This is a genomic window from uncultured Ralstonia sp., assembly GCA_913056305.1.
GTDB lineage: Bacteria > Pseudomonadota > Gammaproteobacteria > Burkholderiales > Burkholderiaceae > Ralstonia.
This window is the reverse complement of record CAJXMR010000070.1, coordinates 1-20334: the sequence shown is the minus strand read 5'-3', so window position 1 is coordinate 20334 and position 20334 is coordinate 1. Positions and strand designations below refer to the sequence as shown.

16 protein-coding genes are annotated in these 20334 nt (G+C 67.7%); 9 read left to right on the top strand and 7 right to left on the bottom strand.

The features are described from left to right. Positions 1-213: 213 nt before the first annotated feature. The 5 genes from QZ609_RS13210 to QZ609_RS13190 all read left to right on the top strand — a co-directional run bounded on the left by QZ609_RS13210 (position 214) and on the right by QZ609_RS13190 (position 5988). A complete protein-coding gene (locus QZ609_RS13210; protein ID WP_295495345.1) occupies positions 214-1617 on the top strand; it encodes a PLP-dependent aminotransferase family protein in 1404 nt (467 codons plus the stop codon). A gap of 121 nt (positions 1618-1738) precedes the next feature. Then, entirely contained in the window at positions 1739-3055 is a 1317-nt protein-coding gene (locus QZ609_RS13205; RefSeq protein WP_295495343.1) for an FAD-dependent oxidoreductase, read from the top strand. Between the two features lie 68 nt (positions 3056-3123). Continuing rightward, on the top strand, positions 3124-3867 hold the full coding sequence (locus QZ609_RS13200) for an acetoacetate decarboxylase (protein ID WP_295495341.1): 744 nt from the start codon (positions 3124-3126) through the stop codon (positions 3865-3867). A gap of 46 nt (positions 3868-3913) precedes the next feature. Continuing rightward, a complete protein-coding gene (locus tag QZ609_RS13195) occupies positions 3914-4699 on the top strand; it encodes a 3-hydroxybutyrate dehydrogenase (protein WP_295495339.1) in 786 nt (261 codons plus the stop codon). A gap of 26 nt (positions 4700-4725) precedes the next feature. Then, the gene (locus tag QZ609_RS13190; RefSeq protein ID WP_295495336.1) at positions 4726-5988 is read left to right on the top strand and encodes a patatin-like phospholipase family protein; all 1263 of its coding nucleotides are present in this window, start codon (positions 4726-4728) and stop codon (positions 5986-5988) included. A gap of 84 nt (positions 5989-6072) precedes the next feature. Here QZ609_RS13190 and QZ609_RS13185 read toward each other — a convergent pair whose 3' ends face one another. Continuing rightward, positions 6073-8190 carry a sodium:proton antiporter gene (locus QZ609_RS13185; protein ID WP_295495333.1) on the bottom strand — a complete coding sequence of 706 codons (2118 nt, stop codon included), beginning with the start codon at positions 8188-8190 and terminating at the stop codon, positions 6073-6075. Further along, positions 8187-9302, bottom strand: coding sequence for an oxidoreductase (locus tag QZ609_RS13180; protein WP_295495330.1), 1116 nt, complete (start codon positions 9300-9302; stop codon positions 8187-8189). Before QZ609_RS13180 ends, QZ609_RS13185 begins: the two co-directional genes overlap by 4 nt. Positions 9303-9554: 252 nt before the next feature. Here QZ609_RS13180 and QZ609_RS13175 point away from each other — a divergent pair, with 252 nt between their 5' ends. Together QZ609_RS13175 and speG are read left to right on the top strand one after the other, a co-directional pair. Beyond that, positions 9555-11684: a TonB-dependent siderophore receptor gene (locus QZ609_RS13175; protein WP_295495327.1), complete on the top strand. Its 2130-nt coding sequence runs from the start codon at positions 9555-9557 to the stop codon at positions 11682-11684. 51 nt (positions 11685-11735) lie between these two features. Then, entirely contained in the window at positions 11736-12278 is a 543-nt protein-coding gene (speG, locus tag QZ609_RS13170; RefSeq protein WP_295495324.1) for a spermidine N1-acetyltransferase, read from the top strand. A gap of 22 nt (positions 12279-12300) precedes the next feature. Here speG and QZ609_RS13165 read toward each other — a convergent pair whose 3' ends face one another. Beyond that, complete coding sequence (locus QZ609_RS13165; protein ID WP_295495320.1) at positions 12301-13011, bottom strand: winged helix-turn-helix domain-containing protein; 711 nt, start codon at positions 13009-13011, stop codon at positions 12301-12303. Between the two features lie 97 nt (positions 13012-13108). Here QZ609_RS13165 and QZ609_RS13160 point away from each other — a divergent pair, with 97 nt between their 5' ends. Then, on the top strand, positions 13109-14239 hold the full coding sequence (locus tag QZ609_RS13160; protein WP_295495317.1) for a cytochrome P450: 1131 nt from the start codon (positions 13109-13111) through the stop codon (positions 14237-14239). 14 nt (positions 14240-14253) lie between these two features. Beyond that, on the top strand, positions 14254-14598 hold the full coding sequence (locus tag QZ609_RS13155) for an antibiotic biosynthesis monooxygenase (protein ID WP_295495314.1): 345 nt from the start codon (positions 14254-14256) through the stop codon (positions 14596-14598). A gap of 66 nt (positions 14599-14664) precedes the next feature. On the opposite strand, the gene QZ609_RS13150 is transcribed toward QZ609_RS13155, so the two are convergent. The 4 genes from QZ609_RS13150 to QZ609_RS13135 form a co-directional block, all read right to left on the bottom strand. Next, positions 14665-14958 (bottom strand): hypothetical protein, encoded by a 294-nt coding sequence (locus QZ609_RS13150; protein WP_295495312.1) that lies wholly within the window; start codon positions 14956-14958, stop codon positions 14665-14667. Between the two features lie 144 nt (positions 14959-15102). Further along, positions 15103-18336: a cytochrome P450 gene (locus tag QZ609_RS13145; protein ID WP_295495310.1), complete on the bottom strand. Its 3234-nt coding sequence runs from the start codon at positions 18334-18336 to the stop codon at positions 15103-15105. A 153-nt stretch (positions 18337-18489) separates the two neighbouring features. Further along, on the bottom strand, positions 18490-19251 hold the full coding sequence (locus tag QZ609_RS13140; protein WP_295495308.1) for a DUF2968 domain-containing protein: 762 nt from the start codon (positions 19249-19251) through the stop codon (positions 18490-18492). A 127-nt stretch (positions 19252-19378) separates the two neighbouring features. Continuing rightward, a partial coding sequence (locus tag QZ609_RS13135; protein ID WP_295495305.1) for a sigma 54-interacting transcriptional regulator occupies positions 19379-20334 on the bottom strand: 956 nt, incomplete at its 5' end.

Genomic DNA, 20334 nt, shown 5'->3' with positions numbered 1-20334 from the left:
GGTTGGCCGTGAACGGCATCCAGAAGTAGGACAGATCGGTGGTTTCCAGCGGGTGCGGTGCGGGTTTCATCGGCGTCTCCGAAAAAAGCGGGGCTAGCGGACAAGCGGTACGAGCAAACTGTACAGAGTCACGTCTCACGCGGACATGCACAGATGGCCGATCTATAAGAAACTGTATAGGTCACGCCTGCCGTCTTCATGTCGCATCGCACCATGCAACTCCAGCTCGATCCCCACCATCCCCAGCGTACGTTGGTCGATCAGATAGTCCAAGGCATTCGTGCCGCCGTGGACAACCACAGCCTGCCGCCCGGCACGCGCCTGCCCTCGGTGCGCAAGCTGGCCCAGGCGCACGACATCAGCACCTTCACGGTGGCCGAGGCCTACACGCGGCTGGCGGCGCTAGGCACAATCGTGGCGCGGCCGCGTTCCGGCTACCTGGTGGCGGCGCGTGCACCTGTACAACCGGCACCGGTCGCGCCGCGCTGGGAGCCGCCCACGCTGAACGCCGCGTGGCTGCTGTCCGACGTGTTTGCCGACCGCTCGATCGCCGTCAAGCCCGGCTGCGGCTGGCTGCCCAACGACTGGCTGGACGAACGCGGCGTGCAGGAGGCGATGCGCGCGGTGAGCCGCGTTTCGGCACTGCGTGTGGCGGGCTATGGCCACCCATGGGGCTATGCGCCGCTGGGCGAGTACGTGGCGCAATCGCTCACGCTGCGCGGGCTGCCGGTCGAGCGCTCGCAGGTGCTGCTGACCAGCGGCGCCACCCAGGCGCTGGACCTGATCGTGCGCACGCTGTTCAAGGCCGGTGACGTGATCGCCGTGGAAGACCCCGCGTACTGCAACGTGCTCCAGGTGCTCAAGCTGGCGGGCCTGCGCGTGGTGGGCGTGCCGCGCACGCCGGAAGGGCTCGACACGGCCGCGCTGGACGCCATCCTGCGCGCCGATGAAGCTGACCGCCCGCGCGCCCTCTTCCTCGCCTCCGTCTTGCAGAACCCGACCAGCAGCTCGATGACCGCGCAGAACGCCTACCGCGTGCTGCAACTGGCCGAGCAGCACGGCCTCTGGATCGTCGAAGACGACCTGAACCGCGAGCTGGCCGACCCCGCCGCGCCGATGCTGGCCGCGCTCGACGGCCTGCGCCGCACGCTGTACGTGAGCGGCTTTTCCAAGACCATCTCGCCTTCCCTGCGCGCGGGCTATGTGGTGGCCGATGCCGCCATCACGCGCGAGCTGACGCGCACCAAGATGGCCGTCGCGCTCACCTCGTCGGAGATCACCGAGCGCATCGTGCATGCCTTCGTCACGCGCCCGGTCTATGCGGAGCACGTGGCGCGTCTGGTTGCACGGCTGGGCGAGGCGCATGCCTGTGCCGAAGCAATCATGCGCGAACACGGCGCCGTGCTGTTCGACACGCCTGGGCGCGGCCTCTTCCTCTGGGCCCGCTTGCCGGAGCATCCGGATGCGTCTGCCCTGGCCGACCGCGCCATCCGGCACAACATCTGGCTCGCGCCCGGGCAGTACTTCCGGCCGCACGACGAGGCCAGCCCGTGGCTGCGCTTCAACGTCGCCTACTCCGCTGAACCGGCGCTCTGGGACTTCCTCGCGCACGGCTGAGCGTGCCGGAACGCAAGCCCGCACAACAATCCATTGCCCCCGTTAACTAACGTTGCAGATTCGCACGGAGCATGACACTTCTCGATAGGATGGTTGCCTACGCAATCAATCGGGAAGCGTCATGCAGCAAGTCTCAAACGCCCTCGCGACATCGGCCAGCGCGCCACGCATCGTGGTGGTTGGCGGCGGCGCCGGCGGGCTGGAATTGGTCAGCCGGCTGGGCCGCACCGTCGGCCGCACCGGCCGCGCCCAGGTGGTGCTGGTCGAACGCCGCGCCACCCATGTCTGGAAGCCGCAACTGCACGAGGTCGCCACCGGCACGCAGGTCGACGACGGCCTGAACTACGCCGCGCACAGCCAGCGCCACCACTATCGCTACGAACCCGGCGAGGTCACCGCCCTGGACCGCGCACAGCGCACGCTCACGCTGGCATCGCTGCACGGGCCGGACGGCGCCCAGGTTTGCGGTGAACGCACCCTCGGCTACGACCTGCTCGTGCTGGCACTCGGCAGCATCACCAACGATTTCGGTACGCCAGGCGTGGCGCAGTTCTGCCACATGCTCAACGATGCCGCCGATGCCGAGGCGCTCAACCGCACGCTGATGTCACGGGCATTGGCGGTCGAACTGGGCACGCTGGAGCGGCTGTCGGTGGCCATCGTCGGCGGCGGCGCAACCGGCGTGGAACTGGCCGCCGAGATCGAACACGTGATCGGCGAGTTGCGCCGCTATGGCGCCAAGCGCGTCGACACACGCCTGGATGTGACGGTAATCGACGCAGCCGACCGCCTGCTCGCCACCGGCACGCAGCGCATGTCGGAGCGTGCGGCCGCGGTGCTCGAACAACGCGGCGTGCGCGTCGTGTTGGGGCGTCGTGTCACAGAAGCCCGTCAGCATGCCCTGGTGTTCGACAACGGCGACCATCTCGATGCGGATATCAAGGTCTGGGCCTCCGGCATCAAAGGCGCGACGACTGGCCTCGCGCAAGCGCTGCCGACGGGCAAACGCGGTCAGTGGCCCGCCGATGCCACGCTGCGCAGCCCCGACGACCCGCACATCTTCCTGCTGGGCGACTGCGCGGCCTGCACCGACGCCAACGGCAATCCTGTCCCGTCCACCGCGCAGGCAGCGCGGCAGCAGGCCATCGTGCTGGCGCAGTCTCTGCCGCGCGTGCTGAGCGGTGCAGCACCCCTGCCCTTCATCTATCGTGATCGGGGCACGTTGGTCTCATTGGGCAAGGCGCGCGCGGTGGGCAGCCTCGCCTCGGCGTTCAAGCACGGGCGCGACCACGCGGTGGACGGCGCCGTCGCCAAGGGCATGTACGCGTCGCTGTATCGGTTGCACCAGGCCACGCTGGTCGGCTGGCCGCGCATGCTGGCGGCCATCGTGGCCGACACGGTATCGCGAGCGGCCAAGCCTGCCGTCAAGTTCTACTGATTTCCGGTTGTTCCTCGTTGTTTCGCGCCGTTTCGACTCCCTCATCCCCCCAACGCACAAGGAGTGCCATGGATATCAAGACCGTTCGCGAGAAAGCCTTTGCCATGCCGCTGACGAGCCCCGCCTACCCGCCCGGCCCGTACCGCTTCATCAACCGCGAGTTCTTCATCATCACCTACCGCACCGACGCGGAAAAACTGCGCGCCATGGTGCCCGAGCCGTTGGAAGTGCCGCAGCCGCTGGTCGCCTACGAGTTCATCCGCATGGCCGATTCCACCGGCTTTGGCGACTACACCGAGAGCGGCCAGGTGATCCCCGTCACCTATGAAGGCAAGCCCGGCACCTACACGCTGGCGATGTACCTGGACGATCACCCGCCCCTGGCCGGCGGCCGCGAGATGTGGGGCTTCCCCAAGAAGCTCGCCTCGCCCAAGCTGGAAACCGACAAGGACACCCTGATCGGCACGCTCGACTACGGCCCGGTGCGCGTGGCCACCGGCACCATGGGCTACAAGCACCGCGAGCTGGACATCGCCGAGCAGAAGCGCCGCCTGGAGCTGCCCAACTTCCTGCTCAAGATCATCCCGCACGTGGATGGCAAGACCGCGCGCATCTGCGAGCTGTCGCGCAACTACATGATCGACGTCGACATGAAGGGCGCCTGGACCGGACCGGCCTCGCTGGAACTTGCGCATCACGCGCTGGCTCCAGTGGCCGAACTGCCGGTGCTGGAGATTGTCGAAGCCAGGCACATCATCGCGGACCTGACCCTCGGCATGGGTGAGGTGGTCTATGACTATCTCGCCAAGTAATTCGCCAAACAACACCTCCCTCCCCAACCCTCACGGAGCACACAGCATGTCTGAACTGAAAGGAAAAGTCGCCGTCGTCACGGGTGCCGCCAGCGGCATCGGCAAGCAGATCGCCCTCACGCTCGCCGCATCTGGCGCAGCCATCGCCATCGTTGATCTGAATGAAGATGGCGCCAAAGCCGTCGCCAAGGAGATCAACGATGCCGGCGGCAAAGCCATTGGCCTGCGCATGGATGTGACCGACGAGAAAGCGGTCGACATGGGCATCGACGCCGTGGCCGAAGAACTCGGCTCGGTCGACATCCTCGTCTCGAACGCGGGCATCCAGATCGTCAACCCGATCGAGAACTACTCGTTTGCCGACTGGAAGAAGATGCAGGCCATCCACGTGGACGGCGCCTTCCTGACCACGCGCGCGGCCGTGCGCCACATGTACAAGGACAACCGCGGCGGCGTGGTGATCTACATGGGCTCGGTGCACTCGCACGAGGGCTCGCCGCTCAAGTCGGCCTACGTGGCGGCCAAGCATGCACTGCTGGGCCTGAACAAGGTGCTGGCCAAGGAAGGCGCCGCGCATAACGTGCGTTCGCACGTGGTGTGCCCGGGCTACGTGCGTACGCCGCTGGTCGACAAGCAGATCCCGGAGCAGGCCAAGGAACTCGGCATCAGCGAAGAGGAAGTCGTGAAGAAGGTGATGCTGAGCGCCACCGTCGACGGCGTGTTCACCACCGTGGAAGACGTGGCCGAGACGGTGCGCTTCCTGGCCGCCTTCCCGAGCGCCGCGCTGACCGGCCAGTCGTTCGTGGTCAGCCACGGCTGGTTCATGCAATAACCCACATCTAGGAGTCTGGAGAAGACATGCCCGCACCCAAACTACGCGTGGCTGCCAGCAGGCAGTCCGGCCCGGCGCAATCGCCTGACGCAGCGGACGCCTCGGGGGCGACGCCCCCACGCATCGCGTTGCCGCCCTACGAAAACATCGCGCTGGTGCTGCAAGGCGGCGGCGCGCTGGGCTCGTACCAGGCCGGTGTGTTCCAGGGGCTGGACGAGGCCGGCATCGCGCCGAACTGGATCGCGGGCATTTCGATCGGCGCGCTGAACACGGCCATCATTGCCGGCAACGCGCCCGAGCATCGGCAGGCGAAGCTGCGCGAGTTCTGGCAGACCATCTGCCAGCCGAGCTTCTCGCCGCCGCTGCCAGACCTGCTGGAGAACGTCTGGTTCAACGGCAACGCCCATATGCGCAAATGGCTGACCGCCCTGCAGGCGACCGACACCATCATGGAGGGCCAACGGGGTTTCTTCTCGCCACGCTGGCCAACGCCGCTGCCGGCCAACGAGGTCGACCCGCTCGACGCCAGCTACTACGACACCACGCCACTCAAGGCGACGCTGGAGCGCCTGTGCGATTTCGATCGCATCAACGACGGCGGCATCCGCGTGTCGGTGGGCGCGGTCAACGTGCGCACCGGCAACCTGGAATGCTTCGACAACACCGAGCGCCGCTTGCGCGCCGAGCACTTCATGGCCTCGGGTGCGCTGCCGCCGGGCTTTCCGCCCGTGCTGATCGACGGCGAGTACTACTGGGACGGTGGCGTAGTCTCCAACACGCCGCTGTCGTACGTGCTCGGGTCCTCGCCGCGCCGCGACACGCTGGTGTTCCAGGTGGACCTGTGGAGTGCCCTGGGGCCGGTGCCCGACACCATGATCGGCGTGGCCAGCCGCCAGAAGGATCTGCAGTATTCCAGCCGCACACGCATCATCACGGACTGGATGGAGCGTTCGCAATCGACTCGCCGGCTGGTCCGGCAGATGCTCGATCACCTGCCGGCCGACGAGTTCAAGCGCACCTCGTGGTACAAGCACGCGCAGGAGCTGGCCTGCAACAAGCGCTACAACATCATCCACCTGATCTACGCAGCCAAGGAGCACGAGGGGCCGGGCAAGGACATCCAGTTCGGACCGTCCACCATGCTTGATCACTGGGGCTCGGGCCTGACGGACATCCGCGAATCGCTATCGCATCCGGACTGGCTGGCGATGCCGGATGACGAATCCGGCTTCGCCACGCACGACATCCACCGCAAGGTGGGTGAGCAGCGCAAGGGCAAGCGTCTATAGCCTGCCGCGCCGCTTGGCCTGGCACTCCGCACGCAACAAAGAAGGCCGCTCTGATGGTCACCGGAGCGGCCCTTCTTTTGCCCGCTACTGCGTCCCCACCCGCGCCTGTTCCCGCAGCGAAGCCTGCAGCGGCGGGCGCGGCAACGCCGCTTGCCACGCACGGCGGTTCACCGTGCGGATCTGCTTGTAGACCTCCTTGGAGATCACGGTCTCCGCCAGCATGGTGTCGATCTTGTTCTGGCCGATGGTGAGCGCGAACAGCAGCAGCAGGCGTTTTTCCAACGCGGCGGTGTAGTCGCCGAACTGCGTACGCATCGCGGCCAGCGCCTCCTCGGCGATCTCGACGCGCGCCACCAGCATGCCGTCCAGCACATCGGCCATGCGTTCGCCCAGCACGGGTTGCAGTGACGCACGGTTGTAAGCGCGCAGCCGTTCCAGCACCGTCTGGCGACAGATCAACAGCTCAAAGCGATCGGCCAGGGCTGCTGCCAGCGGTTGGTTGACATGCAGCACGCGGTGGACCCAGAACGCCACGCGATACCCCAGCGATACGTCCAGGATGTGCCGCGCGGCGCGGCGATAGCCCAGCCGGCCTTCAGCACGCGCGGCGTCGATCATGTCGGCCGTATTGCGCATCATCGCGTCGAGATTGCGGATCGAGATCAGCCCGTTGCCGTATTCCGGAATCAGCTCGCGCTCGCGCGTGGCCAGCGCCACCAGGCCGGTGGTCAGGCGATCGCGCTCGGAGAACGCCTCTTCGAGGTTCAGCTCGGCCGCGCCCGTGGCCACCTCCTGACGATACGCGGCGGCCGCCTGATCGGTGGCACCCGCCGCAAAGTGGAAGTGCCCGCCGATGCGACGCATGATCGATTCCACCTCCTCGGTCGACAGATTGAGCGCCTGCCGCTGCAGCGCCTGCTCCTGCGGCGAGAGCTGGTCGAGCCCGAGCCAGCGCATCACCCAGCGCAGCGTCGCGCCGTTGAACAGCACGCTCACCAGCACAAAGCCCGTGGCGAGAATGGTGACGAAATGGCGCGCGGCCGGGTGCACGGCGTGGTTCTCCGCCACGCCCAGCGCCAGCACCAGCGTGACGGCGCCGCGCAGGCCGCCCCATGCAATCGCCAGCTTGTAGGCATGGCTGACCGGCGCCGACAGCTTGAACCACGCCAGTGCCGGCAGCAGCCCGAACAGCACGGCAAGGCGCGCCGCCATCGCCGCCGCCACCACCACCGCCAGCCAGATCACGTCCTGCCAGACTACGCCGTGCAGCAGCTCCGGCACGCGCACCGCCGCCAGCAAGAACACCACCGCGCCGGCCAGCGCGGCGATCTGCGCCCACAGCAGCTGCAGGTGCTGCCAATTGCGCGGCGTCAGGCGCGTGCGCCCCAGCGCGCCGACCACCAGCCCCGCGCACACCACCGCCACCACGCCCGACACGTCCAGCACGTTCTCCGCCACCAGATACAGCGGATACGGCAGCGCGAGCGTCCACGCGGCCTCGGCCTGGGCGATGCCGCGCAGCGCCGGCAGCAGGAATGCGGCGATGCGCCCGGCGATCAGCCCGAACACCACGCCACCGCCAAACGCCCGCGCCAGCTCGCGCAGGCCGCCGCCGAGGGTTGCCTCCGCACCGTGTCCGGTCAGCATCGCCAGCAACACGCCCAGGATGGCGATGGCCGCCGCGTCGTTGAGCAGCGCCTCACCCTCCACCAGCCGGATCAGCCGGGCCGGCGCCCCCACGTCACGAAACACGGCAATCACCGCCGACGGATCGGTGGTGGCAATCATTGCGCCCAGCAGCAGGCACGTGACGATGCCGAACGGCGTGACGGCGGCCGCGGCCAGCCCGATCACACCGGTGGCGACCACTACCGCCACGATGGCCAGCATCAGGATCGGCGCCGCGTCGGGCGCCATGCTGCGCACATCCACCGACAGCGCTGCCTGGAACAGCAGCGGCGGCAGGAACAGCCACAAGTACGCCTCGGCCGGCCAGCTCGGATCAATCAGCGGCGCGAAGAAGACCGCGGCCATGTGCGGCGCGGTGGTCCGCAAGCCGACGTAAGCGCCGCCGATGCCGATGCCGGCGAGCGCCAGCAGCGTCGACTCGGGCAATGTCAGTCGGGCGGCCAGCGTCTGGATCAGCGCCACGACCGCCAGCAAGGCGCCCGCGACCAGCAGCAGGTTGACCACGCCGTTCAAGAGACGGCCTCCGACGTGGCGGACAGGCGGGCTGCCGCCCAATCGGCGCGCTCGGCATCGGTCAGGTCGGGTGCCCCAGTGCGGCCGGTCTGGACAGACTGCTGCGCGGCTTCCAGCACGGCCATCACAGCCACCGCCTCGGCCGGCGTGACCGGGTTCGGCCGCTGCCCACGGATGGCATCGCGCACGGCGGCGTAGTAGGCACGCTGGTCGCCCATGGGCGCGGCCACTTCGGTGGTCTTGAAGGAGGCACCGTCGATGAGCCGAGCCGGATCGTCGTCGACGCCCCAGCCGGCCGCGCCCGGCGCCATGCCCGCCAGCAGTTGGGCCTCCTGCTGATCCATCCGCCGCTTGACGAAGGAACCGCGCGCGCCGTGCACGATCCAGCGCGGCGCGCCGCCCGCGACCAGCATGCTGGCGTGCAGGATGGCGCGGCGCTCGCCGTGGTGCAGGACGACGTGGGCCCAGTCCGGTGTCTCCGCGCCCGCGCGCTGGCGGGCGAACGATGCGCTCACCGCGTCGGGCAGACCGAGCAGCAGCAGGGCTTGGTCGACGAGGTGCGGGCCGAGGTCATACCAGATGCCGGTGCCTTGCCCCGCTTGCTCGCGCCAGCGTGCGCGCACCTGGGGGCGATAGCGGTCGAAATGCGCTTCGACGTGCATCGCCTCGCCGATGGCGCCACCGGCCAGCGCAGCGCGCAGGGCGAGGAAATCGCTGTCCCAGCGGCGGTTCTGGAACACCGACAGCAGCCGCCCCGTCTCCCGCGCCACACGCGCCAGGTGCCGCGCCTCCGCCAGCGTGACGGTGAACGGCTTGTCGACCACCACGTGCTTGCCCGCACGCAACGCCGCCTCGGCCAACGGCGCGTGCTGGTCATTCGGCGCCGCGATCACGACCAGATCGGCTTGCGCATGTGTGGCCGCCGCGTCCGGCGCGCAGACCAGCGCCTCGGGCCAATCCGCGCGGACGGCCTCCGGGCGATTGGAGCCCACCACATGCAGGCGCAACCCGGGCGTGGCGGCAATCAGCGCGGCGTGGAACAGCTTGCCGGCATATCCGTAACCCACCAGGGCAACACGGAGACCAGCCGGCGGATGTGCTGAAAGTGACATATCAGAGAAGTGGAGGAAGCGAGCGGGTAAGACGTATCCCACGCAACTTGGTGCCGTGGAGTTGCGCATCTTCCGGTGAAAGTTGCCGTTGCGAACCCCAGCAAACGTTATTCCCCGTCAAAAGCATGGCTTATCTCTCTTGTAAATAGGAATTGTTCTCATTATTATCTGCGCCTTCACAAATTGAAGGCGCTCACCCACCGGGACGGCGCCCTGCCCGCCAACGGGCTTGTTCACTTTACGGGATCTCTCATGCAGCCGAAACGCCTGTGCCTGTCGCTGGCCGTCCTTGGAACCTTGCCTTTCGCCCCCTTCGCTCGGGCAGCGCTGGCCGACGATACGCCGCAGGCGGTCGAGGCCGGCACCCTGCCCGCCGCCACCGCCCGAGGCACGCGCAACAACGGCAGCTACGAAGCACCGGTCGCCACCACAGCCACCAAGATTGCCGCGCCGCTGCGTGAGATCCCGCAGTCCGTCAATGTGGTGCCGCGCGCGGTGATCCAGGACCAGGGCGCGCTGTCGTTGGGCGATACGCTGCGCAACGTGCCAGGCGTATCGGCCTCGCTGGGCGATGCACAGCGCGACCAGGTGACCATCCGCGGCTTCTCCGCGATCAACGACCAGTACGTCGATGGCCTGCGCGACGATTCGCTGTACTACCGAGACCTCTCCAACGTCGAGCGCGTCGAAGTGCTGAAGGGCCCGGCGGCGGTGCTGTACGGGCGCGGCTCGTCGGGCGGCATCATCAACCGCGTCACCAAGAAGCCGCTGGCCACGCCGCTGGCCGAGGTGGGCGTGCTGGTCGGCACCGAGGGGCAGAAGCGCGCGGACTTCGACCTCAACACCTCCATCAACGATGACGCCGTGCGCGCCCGCCTGACCGGCGCGGTGGAAGACTCCGGCGGTTTCCGCAACGAATACTTCCTGCGCCGCCAGGCGATTTCTCCGTCGTTCCTGTTCAACCTGTCGCCGGACAGCAAGCTGACGGTGCAGTTCGACTACCTGCACGACCGCCGCATTGCCGACCAGGGCGTGCCGTCATACCACGGCCGCCCCGTCGACGTGCCGCGCGAGACCTTCTACGGTTCGGCCAACGCCGCTGACGGCAACATCGAGACCACGGTCAAGAGCGTGACCGGCATGTTCGACCACCGCTTCAATGATCAGTGGTCGTTCCACAGCGCGGTGCGCAACTACGAGTACTCGCTCGGCCGCAACAACTACATCACCGTCAAGAGCGTCAACGACGGGCCGGTGCCGACCGTCACGCTCAACGTCAACCAGCGCAACCGCACCGACCGCGGCACGCTGTGGCAGAACGAACTGACGCAGAAGGCAACAACCTTTGGCATCCAGCACACGCTGCTGTACGGCGTCGAGCTGGGCTACCAGGACAAGAGCGACCGCGTCTCGGGCCTGTCGCAGAACTTCAACTACGGCCTGTTCAACCCGGTGCCGATCGTGCTGCCGACGGTGCCGGGCAACGCGACGCCCAGCAACTACGGCCTCACGCACAACGAAACCTACGCGGTGTACGCGCAGGACCTGATGCAGTTCTCGCCGCAATGGACGGTGCTGGCCGGCCTGCGCTATGAGGCCCTCAAGCAAAGCCGCACCGATCTCACGCCCAAGCACCAGGACTACGCGCGCACCGACACACCGGTCAGCCCGCGCTTTGGCGTGGTGTATCACCCGGCGGAGCCGGTCTCGCTGTATGCGTCGTACAGCCGCTCGTTCCAGCCGGTGGCCGACAGCTTCAGCGCCTACCCCAACAGCAGCGCGCTAGCGCCGCAATCGACCACCAACTACGAGGTGGGCGCCAAGGTGGACGTGTCGGCCAACGCCAGCGTGACGGCCGCGCTGTTCGACATGAAGCAGACCAACCTGACCGGCGTCGACCCGGCTACGCTGTTGGCGGTGCCCATCGGCACGCAGCGCACGCGCGGGCTGGAGCTGTCGTTCAGCGGCGAGGTGGTGAAGACGTGGTCCGTGATCGCCAGCTACGCCTACCTGAACGGCGTGCTGACCAACCCGCTCGACAAGAGCGGCGGCGTGACGGTCAACGGCAATCAGCCGTCGCTCACGCCGCGCCATAGCGGCTCGCTGTGGATCAAGCACGATCTGCCGGAGGGCTTCTACGTGGCGGGCGGCATCCGCGCGGAAGGTGCGCGCTTTGCCTCGCAGTACAACGTGACCACCCTGCCCGGCTACATGACCGTCGACCTCGGCGCCGGCTACCGCAGCAAGCATGTGGACGTGACGCTGAACCTGCAGAACCTGTTCAACCGCGCCTACTATGTCTCGGGCCATGGCGGCGCCGAGAACTACAACATGCCGGGCGCGCCGCGCACGGCGCTGCTGGGGGTGCGGTACAAGCTGTAAGGCAAACGCGCTACGCTAGCCGCCACGCCAAGCCCCGACGAGGACAACACCATGGTGGTTGAAAAAGCCCGCGACCTTTCCCTGCGCCCGCTCGAGCGCGACGACCTGCGCTTCGTGCACGAGCTGAACAACGATGCGAAGATCATGCGCTACTGGTTCGAAGAGCCGTACGAGACCTTCACCGAGCTGTCGCAGCTCTACGACCGCCACGTGCACGACCAGCGCGAGCGCCGCTTCATCTGCGAGAACAACGCCGGCGAGGCGGTCGGCCTGGTCGAGCTGATGGAGCTGAACACCATCCACCGGCGCGGCGAGTTCCAGATCATCATCGCGCCCGGCTGGCAGGGCCGCGGCTATGCGTCCACCGCCACGCGCCTGGCCCTCGACTACGCCTTCATGGTGCTGAACCTGCACAAGCTGTATCTCGTCGTCGACGTGAAGAACGAGAAAGCGATCCACATCTACGAGAAATGCGGCTTCCAGCGCGAAGGCGAATTGATCGAGGAGTTCTTCAGCAACGGCGCGTATCACAACGCGCTGCGCATGTGCGCCTTCCAGCGGGATTACGTGGCGGCGCAGGGCGCGCGCGGTTGAGCTGCGTGGTGGGCGTTTGCGCTCACGCGCGCGCCAGCCATGCCTGCAGATCGGCCTGACCGGCCTCCGTCAGCGACAGCGCCCGCGAATGCTTCTGCCGCTGCAACCAGCCCAGCGCCAGACAGCGCTCGGCCACTGCCGCACCCAATGCGCCAGCCAGATGCGGGCGGCGCTCACTCCAGTCCATGCAGCCATAGGCGAAGCGACGGCGGCCGCTGCGCAAGGCCGGCACATCCACGCCGATGGCCGCGAAGGCCGCCTCGCCTGCGGGCGTGACGTCGTACTCGGCATGCGAATCGCCCTGCGGCACGATCCAGCCGCTCGCCAGCAGTTGCGCCGACACCGCTGTGCCCAGTTGCCCGGCTAGGTGGTCGTAGCACAGGCGCGCGGCGCGCAGGTTCTCGGGCACGGTCGAGCGGCGCGGGTCGGCTGGCTTGGGCGGCGCCACCACCATCAGCGATTCGATCATCTCCGCCACCGCCGGTGAACGCAGCCCGAAGTACTTGTAGCGCCCGCTGGCGAGCGACGTGACCAGTGCGTCCGCCTCCAGGCGCCGCAGGTGCGCGCTGGCCGTGGCGGGCTCCACGCCGGCGCCATAGGCCAGCTCCTTGGCGGTGAGCGAGCGGCCTTCCATCAGCAGCAACAGCATGCGGATGCGCGTCGGATCGCCAATGGTGGCGGCCACGCGGCTGATATCAGGCTGCGTGGCCTCGGTGTGGGCGGATGCGGTCATGGTTCGATGGAGACCAAACTGTTAGCGCGTGACAGGCGCAGCGCGCGTCCTGAGAATGGGGGCCATCTTACGCGCTACCGCCACCCCAGGACACGCCATGGACATCGCCCTCGACCTCCCCGCCGATCCGCTGCAGGCCATCACGCACGCCGATCCCACGCCTTACTACACCGAACTCGCGCGCACGCGGCCCTTCCACTACCACGCTGAACTCGGCTGGTGGATCGCCGCCAGCGCCGAGGCCGTCGACGCTGTGCTCGGCAGCGCCGCCTGCGCAGTGCGCCCAGCAAGCGAGCCCGTGCCCAAGCCCATTGCCGACTCGCCCACCGGCGCGTTCTTTGGCCGCCTGGTGCGCCAGATCGACGGCCCCGACCACGATGCCCGCAAGGCCACGGTGATGGCCGCACTCGGCCGGTTGGACGCCGCCGCCCTCGCCGCCCGCGCGCATCGCCAGGCCTACGTGAGCCTGCCCGATGCCGCCTCGCTCGAGTCGGCGCTGGCTACCGACGCGCACTTCCGCGTGCCGCTGGCGACGATGGCACACACGCTGCTGGGGGATGACGCCGATACGGCGGCTTGCCAGCACGACATCGCCGCGTATCTCGCTGCGCTGTCGCCGGTCGCAAGGCCCGACACCGTCGCCCAGGCTGACTCGGCCGTGACGCGCCTGACCACCCGCATCGGCACCGCGCCAATTGCCGCCAATGCCGACGACGCCATCGTCACCAACCTGGCCGGCCTGCTGGCGCAGACCTACGACGCCTGTGCCGGACTGCTCGGCAATGCCATCGTGAAGCTGTCGCGAGAGCCCGCCCTGATCGAAGAGTTGCGCGCGCATCCGGAGGCGACCGAGCCCTTCCTGCGCGAGGTCCTGCGCCTCGATGCGCCGGTGCAGAACACGCGTCGCTTCGTGGGTTCCGACACCGTGCTGTGCGGCCAGCGGCTGCGCGCGGGGGAGCGCATCCTCGTGCTGCTGGCAGCGGCAAATGTCGACGCGGCCGCCAACCCCGACCCGCTGCGCTTCGATATCGCACGCGCCGAGTGCCAGCTATGGACCTTCGGTGCCGGCGCGCACCGCTGCCCGGCCGAAACCCTGGCAGTGGTCATCGCGCGTGAAACGGTGCAGCATCTGCTGAGCCTGCCAGGCATCGCACGCTGGTTGGCTGGCCTGCGCACAGTGCACTATCGGCCGTCGCCGAACGCACGTATCCCCGTCTTCGCTGCATGAACCCAGGAGCCGCAATGATCGCCGTCATCTTTGAAGTCGTGCCCGCGCCGGGCAAGCGTGACCTGTACCTGAACGTCGCCGCGCAACTCAAGCCGCAGCTGGAGCAGATCGACGGCTTCATTTCGGTCGAGCGCTTTCAGAGCATCACCAACCCGGACAAGATGCTGTCGCTCTCATTCTTCCGCGACGAGGAGGCCGTCAAGACCTGGCGCAACATGGAGCAGCACCGCCGCGCGCAGCACGTCGGCCGCGAATCGGCCTTTGCTGACTATCGCCTGCGGATTGCGCACGTGGTGCGCGACTATGGCCTGAACGAGCGCGATGAAGCCCCGGCCGACAGCCGCCGCGAACACGCGTGAGCCGCCAGCAGGACTGGCAGAAGACAGCGCATTGGGAAACGCGCCCGTGAACCGGGCGCGGCAGGATTACAGCTTGAGCTTGCGATACACGGCGTCGCGCATGCGCGTGCGTGTGGACACGTCGGAATTGGTGTTGTTGCTGCCGCCGTCGGTTTCCATGGCGTTGTCGCAGCGCAGCTCGGTGGCGGCACCGCTGTCGGTCAGCGCGCAGACGCGGTGGCGCCAGCGGTCCCACACGAACACGTCGCTACCGGCCTCGCCGGAAAGCAAGGGCTCGAAGCGGTACATCCACAGATAGCCGGCACCGACCAGCGTGAACATCAGAATCGCCGTCCAGGACGCTTTGATTCGGCGGCACATTGTCTTTTCTCCTCGCGGGGCACCACGCCGGACGCATCAAACCATGCGTCACCAGGCCATAAGCGCGGCGCTCCGAGCGGGAATCGTAACATGTTGCTCGCCCGCGACAGCCAATCCACCCCGGCAGTGCGGCGGCGCAACACCTCAGTTGAAGACGTCCTGCCGATAGCGTCCAGCTTGCATCTGCGCCGTCAGCCAGTCCGACGCGTCGGCCAAGTCGCTTCCGTAACGGGCCTGGTGCATGTGGATCAGCGTGTCGCGCACGGCCGGCGCCATGGCGCGCCCGTCACCGCAAACGTACAGTGTGGCGCCGGCGTCGAAGGCTTCCCACACCGCGTCGCGCGCGGCCCACAACGCATGCTGCACAAAGCGGTGCGGATGGTCCTCCACGCATGAATGCGCCGGGAAGAGACGCACCACGCCCGCCGCCTCCCATGCGCGCAGCGTGTCGCGGTAGAGGAAATCGTGGTCGGGATGGCGGCAACCGAACAGCAGCAGTGACGGCGCCACCGGCTCGCCGGCCGCCTGCTGTGCCGCGCGCGCTTCCAGGAAGCCACGGAACGGCGCGATGCCCGTGCCCGCGCCGATCAGCGCCATCGGCCGGGTCACATCGGTGGTGGGCGCGAACGGCGGGTTGGGCGTGCGCACCGAAGCGGCGATCTCCGCGCCGGCCGGCAGCTCCATCAGGTAATGCGAGGCCGTGCCGCGATAGGTGCCGTTGCCCGACCACGCCGGGCCCGATACGGTACCGACCGTCAACGTGGCCACGCCCGGTGACACCTGCGCCGCTGACGAGATCGAATAGAAGCGCGGCCGCATCGGCCCCAGCCGTGCCAGCAGGCCCTCCAGCGTCAGCTCGATGGCCGGAAAGCGCAGCAGCAGGTCGAGCACGCTCACGTGGCTGACCTGGATGTCCTGATCGAACCGTTCAGCCGCTGCGTCACCGTCGGTCCACGCCGCCAACTGGCCGCGCGTGAAGGGGCAACGCGTGGCGGCGTGCAACGCGGCGATGTCGCGCACGGTGGCCGTGTCCTGCAGCTCGACGAAATCGCTCAGCAGCTGCCGCACGGTCACGGCTTGGCCCAGCGGCAGATGTCGCACGTGGGCGTGGCGCGCAGTGAGCGTGACCAGCGCATCGCCTTCGAGGCTCAGCCGGGTGATGGTCGCCTGCACAAGGTCCGCCGCGTTGCGCGGGTACACGGCCAGGTGATCGCCGGTGGCGTAGGTGACGTCCGGCGGCAACTGCACGCTCAGGTGACGCGTCGGCCCGCGTGGGGCTTCGCGGGCGAAGTCCCACAGGCCGGCGGGATCAGCGACGAGCTCTTCGTTGGCCAGCACGGTCATGGCGCGCGCGGCGGCGGGCAGCGTGGGCGCACGGACCGCATCCGGCGCCAGGTAGGCGACACTGACGGGTAGCGCATCCATTTGCGGCTGACGCGCGCCGAGAGCGCTCCACAGGCCGCGCGTCCAGGCATCCACGGCTGCGTCGAAACCGCCGTTGCCATCGGCCTCCCCGCGCGGCACGATCGCTTGCGCGCCGGCCGATGCGAGCATCGCTTCAACGCGCTTCGGAAACCCCTGGTACGCCGGCCACTGTGAATTGCCGCAGCCGAGCACGGCATAGCGCACCCCCGGTGCACGGCGGGGCGCCCCGCCCTGCGCATCGAGCCGAGCCTCCAGCGTGCGGGCGCTATCGGGCGCACGGCCGTTGTAGGTGGCCGCCACGATCACCAGCGTACCGTCCTGCGGCAGCGCATCGGCAATCGTGTCGAGCGGCGCCAGCGTGGCCGCGAAGCCCGCGCGTGAGGCGGTGGCGGCAATCTGCTCGGCGATGTCCTGGCAGGTGCCGAGGCTGCCGCCATAGAGCACGGTCATCGGTTCGCCGTCACTGGCCAGTTCGGCATGTGCATTTGCGGAGACGGCGACGTCGGCGTGCGGTGCGGCCGGAGCGACGAGCCGCTCGCGCTCGGTGCGCAGGCGAGCGCGCAAGCGAAAGCCGTCCGGCTTGAGCGTCAGCGTTTCCTTGATGTGGAAGGCGTAGTCATAGGGGTCGGACAACGCGAAGCGCTGCAAGATCACGGCCAGCGCGAGTTTGGCTTCGGTCAGCGCGAACTGGCGGCCGATGCAGGCGCGCTCGCCGTTGCCGAACGGTTTGTAGGCGTGCGGGTGCAGGCGGGCTTCGTTCTCGGGCAGGAAGCGATCGATGTCGAACACTTCGGGGCGGTCCCAGACGGCGCGGTCTCGGTGCAACGCCAGCAGGTTGATGACGACGCGGTGGTCTTTTCGGATCGCATAGCGCCCGCCGATACGCGTGTCTTCATACGGCGCGACGCCAAAGCTCGGTGCGGTCGGCCACAGGCGCAGGGTTTCCTTGAGCACGCGCTCGATCACGTCCAACTGGGCGAGGTGCGCATAGCGCGGCACGGTATCGCCGGGCAATACGCGGTCCACCTCGGCGTAGGCCTGGGCCAGCACGGCGGGGTTGCGCAGCAGCATGTACAGCGCAAAGGTCAGCAGGCCGCTGGTGGTCTCGTGCCCGGCAATCAGGAAGGTGATGACCTGGTAGCGGATGTTGGTGTCGTCCAGCGGCGTGTCGGTCACGGGGTCGCGCGCGTTGAGCATCAGGCCGAGCAAATCGCTGGCACCGTCATCCCCGGTCTGCCGGCGCGCGCGGATCACCTCGTCCACCAGCGCGTGCATGCGTGCGACGTCTTCGGCATAGCGGCGGTGGTGCTCGCGCATGAAGCGGTCTTGAATCGGCAGGCGTGTGAGCTTGCCCATGGCTTCGGACAGCACGCCCACCATCGCCTCCAGAAACGGATGCAACTGGGCGGACTGGAACGAATCGAAGCGATAGCCGAAACCCGCCAGCGAGATGGTGTCGAGCGTCAGCCGCGTCATGTCGTCGGCGACGACGATGTCGGCGTCCGGGCCCTGGCGCGTCCATTTGCCAGCCAGCGCGTTGGCGACTTCGAGCATCACATCGAAGTAGCCCTTCATGGCCCGCTGGCCGAACGCCGGCAGCAGGATGCGGTGGGCGCGGCCCCAGTTGGGCTCATCCTGGTGGGCGGTGAAGAGGCCGTCGCCGACACCCGTGCGCAGGAACGACAGCGGCGGTCCGATCAGCTTGCGAAAGCGCGTTTCATCGCACAGCTCGCCGGCCAGTTCGGCGGAATAGACAAACGGGACACAGCGGCCGCCAAAGTCGAGCTGGAAGATGCCGTCGTCGAACTGCCGGCTGGTTTCCAGGATGGCCTGCATCAGGCGCCCCTTGGGCAGCTGCAGCAGGTTGCCGACCAGCGGCAAGCCCTTGGGCTGGGGAATCGGCGTCGCCGGCGCGGTGGGGGTATCGGCGGGAAGCTCGGGGGAAGAGCGCATGCGCGGTCAGGGACGGCGATGATGAGGTGTCCGCCAATGTACGCCGCGCTCAGGCAGGCATCAAACGGATCGCATCCGTTTAGACAACGCCCCCTAAAAAGCGCATCGGGCGACCCGTGGGCCGCCCGATTGCTTGAGAACAGAAGATGTCGTTCAGTGGCCGTGCCGGTTGTTGAACGGCGCGTTGACCTGCGCCTCCAGCGCGCGGATCTGACGTTGCAGCTCGTCCACGCGGGTGCGGGCGGCGCGGCGCTCGGTGTCGAGCGTGTCGGCCTCGGTGCGGGCGACCTTCTGGCGCTCCGTCGCCTGGGCCTGCTGCTGGCGCTGGATGCTGAGATCGGTCTGCAGACCGCGCAGCTTGTCTTCCTGGGCAGTGATCAGGTGCTCGGCGCGCTCCTTCTGCGCTTCCAGGCGGATGCGCTGCAGCTCCAGGTCAGCCATCGACCGAGTCTGGCGGGAGAAATCGCTGTAAAGGCGCTCGGCATGCGCCTCGTTGGTGGTCTTGATGACGCGCCAGAGGTCTTTTTGCTGGAACAGCGTCACGTAGTACGTCAGGTCGCTCTGGGCAAACAGCAGGCTGGCACCGTATGCGCCGTTGTAGGTGGTGCGCAGTTCGGACAATTCGTGCGCCTGCATGCGGCGCTGCAACTCCAGCACCGTACTGCTGGCGGCCGGGGTTTCGGCGCGGGCGACGCTGCTGGTGGCGGACGTGGTGCTGGTGGCTGCTGTCGCGCTGGTCTGGCCGACCGTCGCCGTCAGCGCCGGCACCGGCGCGGCCGCTGCAATGGGCGTGATGGCGGTGGGTGGCGCGGCCGGGCTTTGCGCCACGGCCGATGTGCAGGCAGTCCCCCCCGCCACGACGGCCATTGCCGTGACGATGGCCAATCTCCTCAGAAACACCCCTCGTTCTGCCATCCCGAACCGTTTTGTAGTTGTCATTTCGACCCTGTCGTTCTGCTTGCTGCAGCCGGAAACTATACGCGATCCGGCGCCTGGTTGGCAGGGCAGACAATCTCCCCGGGTCGTGGGGTGTTGTTCTGTGTCACTCCATCTCGCGCAACTCGGCTTCGCCGTCGGCAATCTGGTATTTGCGCATCTTTTCCCACAGCACCTTGCGGCTGATGCCTAGCGTGGCGGCGGTGTCCTGGCGGCGCCAGTTGTTGGCGTCCAGCGCGGCCAGGATGCGACGGCGCTCCTCTCCGTTCTCGATGCCGCGCTCTGCGCTGCCATTGCCATGGCCGCTGCCGGCTTCGCGCTCGAAGGCGTCGCGCTGCAGGCCGGCAAACAGCGGCAGCATGCGCGCCTCGTCCCAGCGGCCGAGCTGGCGCAGGGTGATACCGATGCGCTCGGCCAGGTTGCGTAGCTCGCGCACGTTGCCGGCAAAGTAGGCCCGACCGACAGACGCCCGCACCCACTCGGGCGCCGGCGGCATGCTCTCGTAGATCTTGTCGTCCAGCAGATGGCGCAGGAACGACAGCAGCAGCGCCACTTTGTCGTCAGGGCCGCGCTGCTCCAGATTGGGGATGCGCAGCTCGATCACGGCCAGGCGGAAGTACAAGTCGGCGCGAAACTTGCCCGTGGCCACCATCTCGCGCAGGTTCTTGTTGGTGGCCGCCACCAGCCGGAAATCGAGCTTGACCGGCACGGTGGAGCCCAGCCGCGTGCATTCGCTGTCTTCCAGCACGCGCAGCAGTTTCACCTGCTGATACAGCGGCAGGTCGCCCAGCTCGTCAAGGAACAACGTGCCGCCGTTGGCCTGCTCAAAATAGCCGCGATGCGCGTACATGGCACCGGTAAACGCGCCCTTGGCGTGGCCGAAGAACTGCGATTCGAACAGCCCATCGGGGATCGCCCCGCAGTTGACGGCAACGAACGGCCCCCTGCCGTAAACGCTGTTCTTGTCGTGCAGCAGGCGGGCGATACGCTCCTTGCCGGCACCGGTCTCGCCGTAAAGCATGACGTTGCTGTCGCAATCGGCAAAGGTGTCGACGTGCTCGA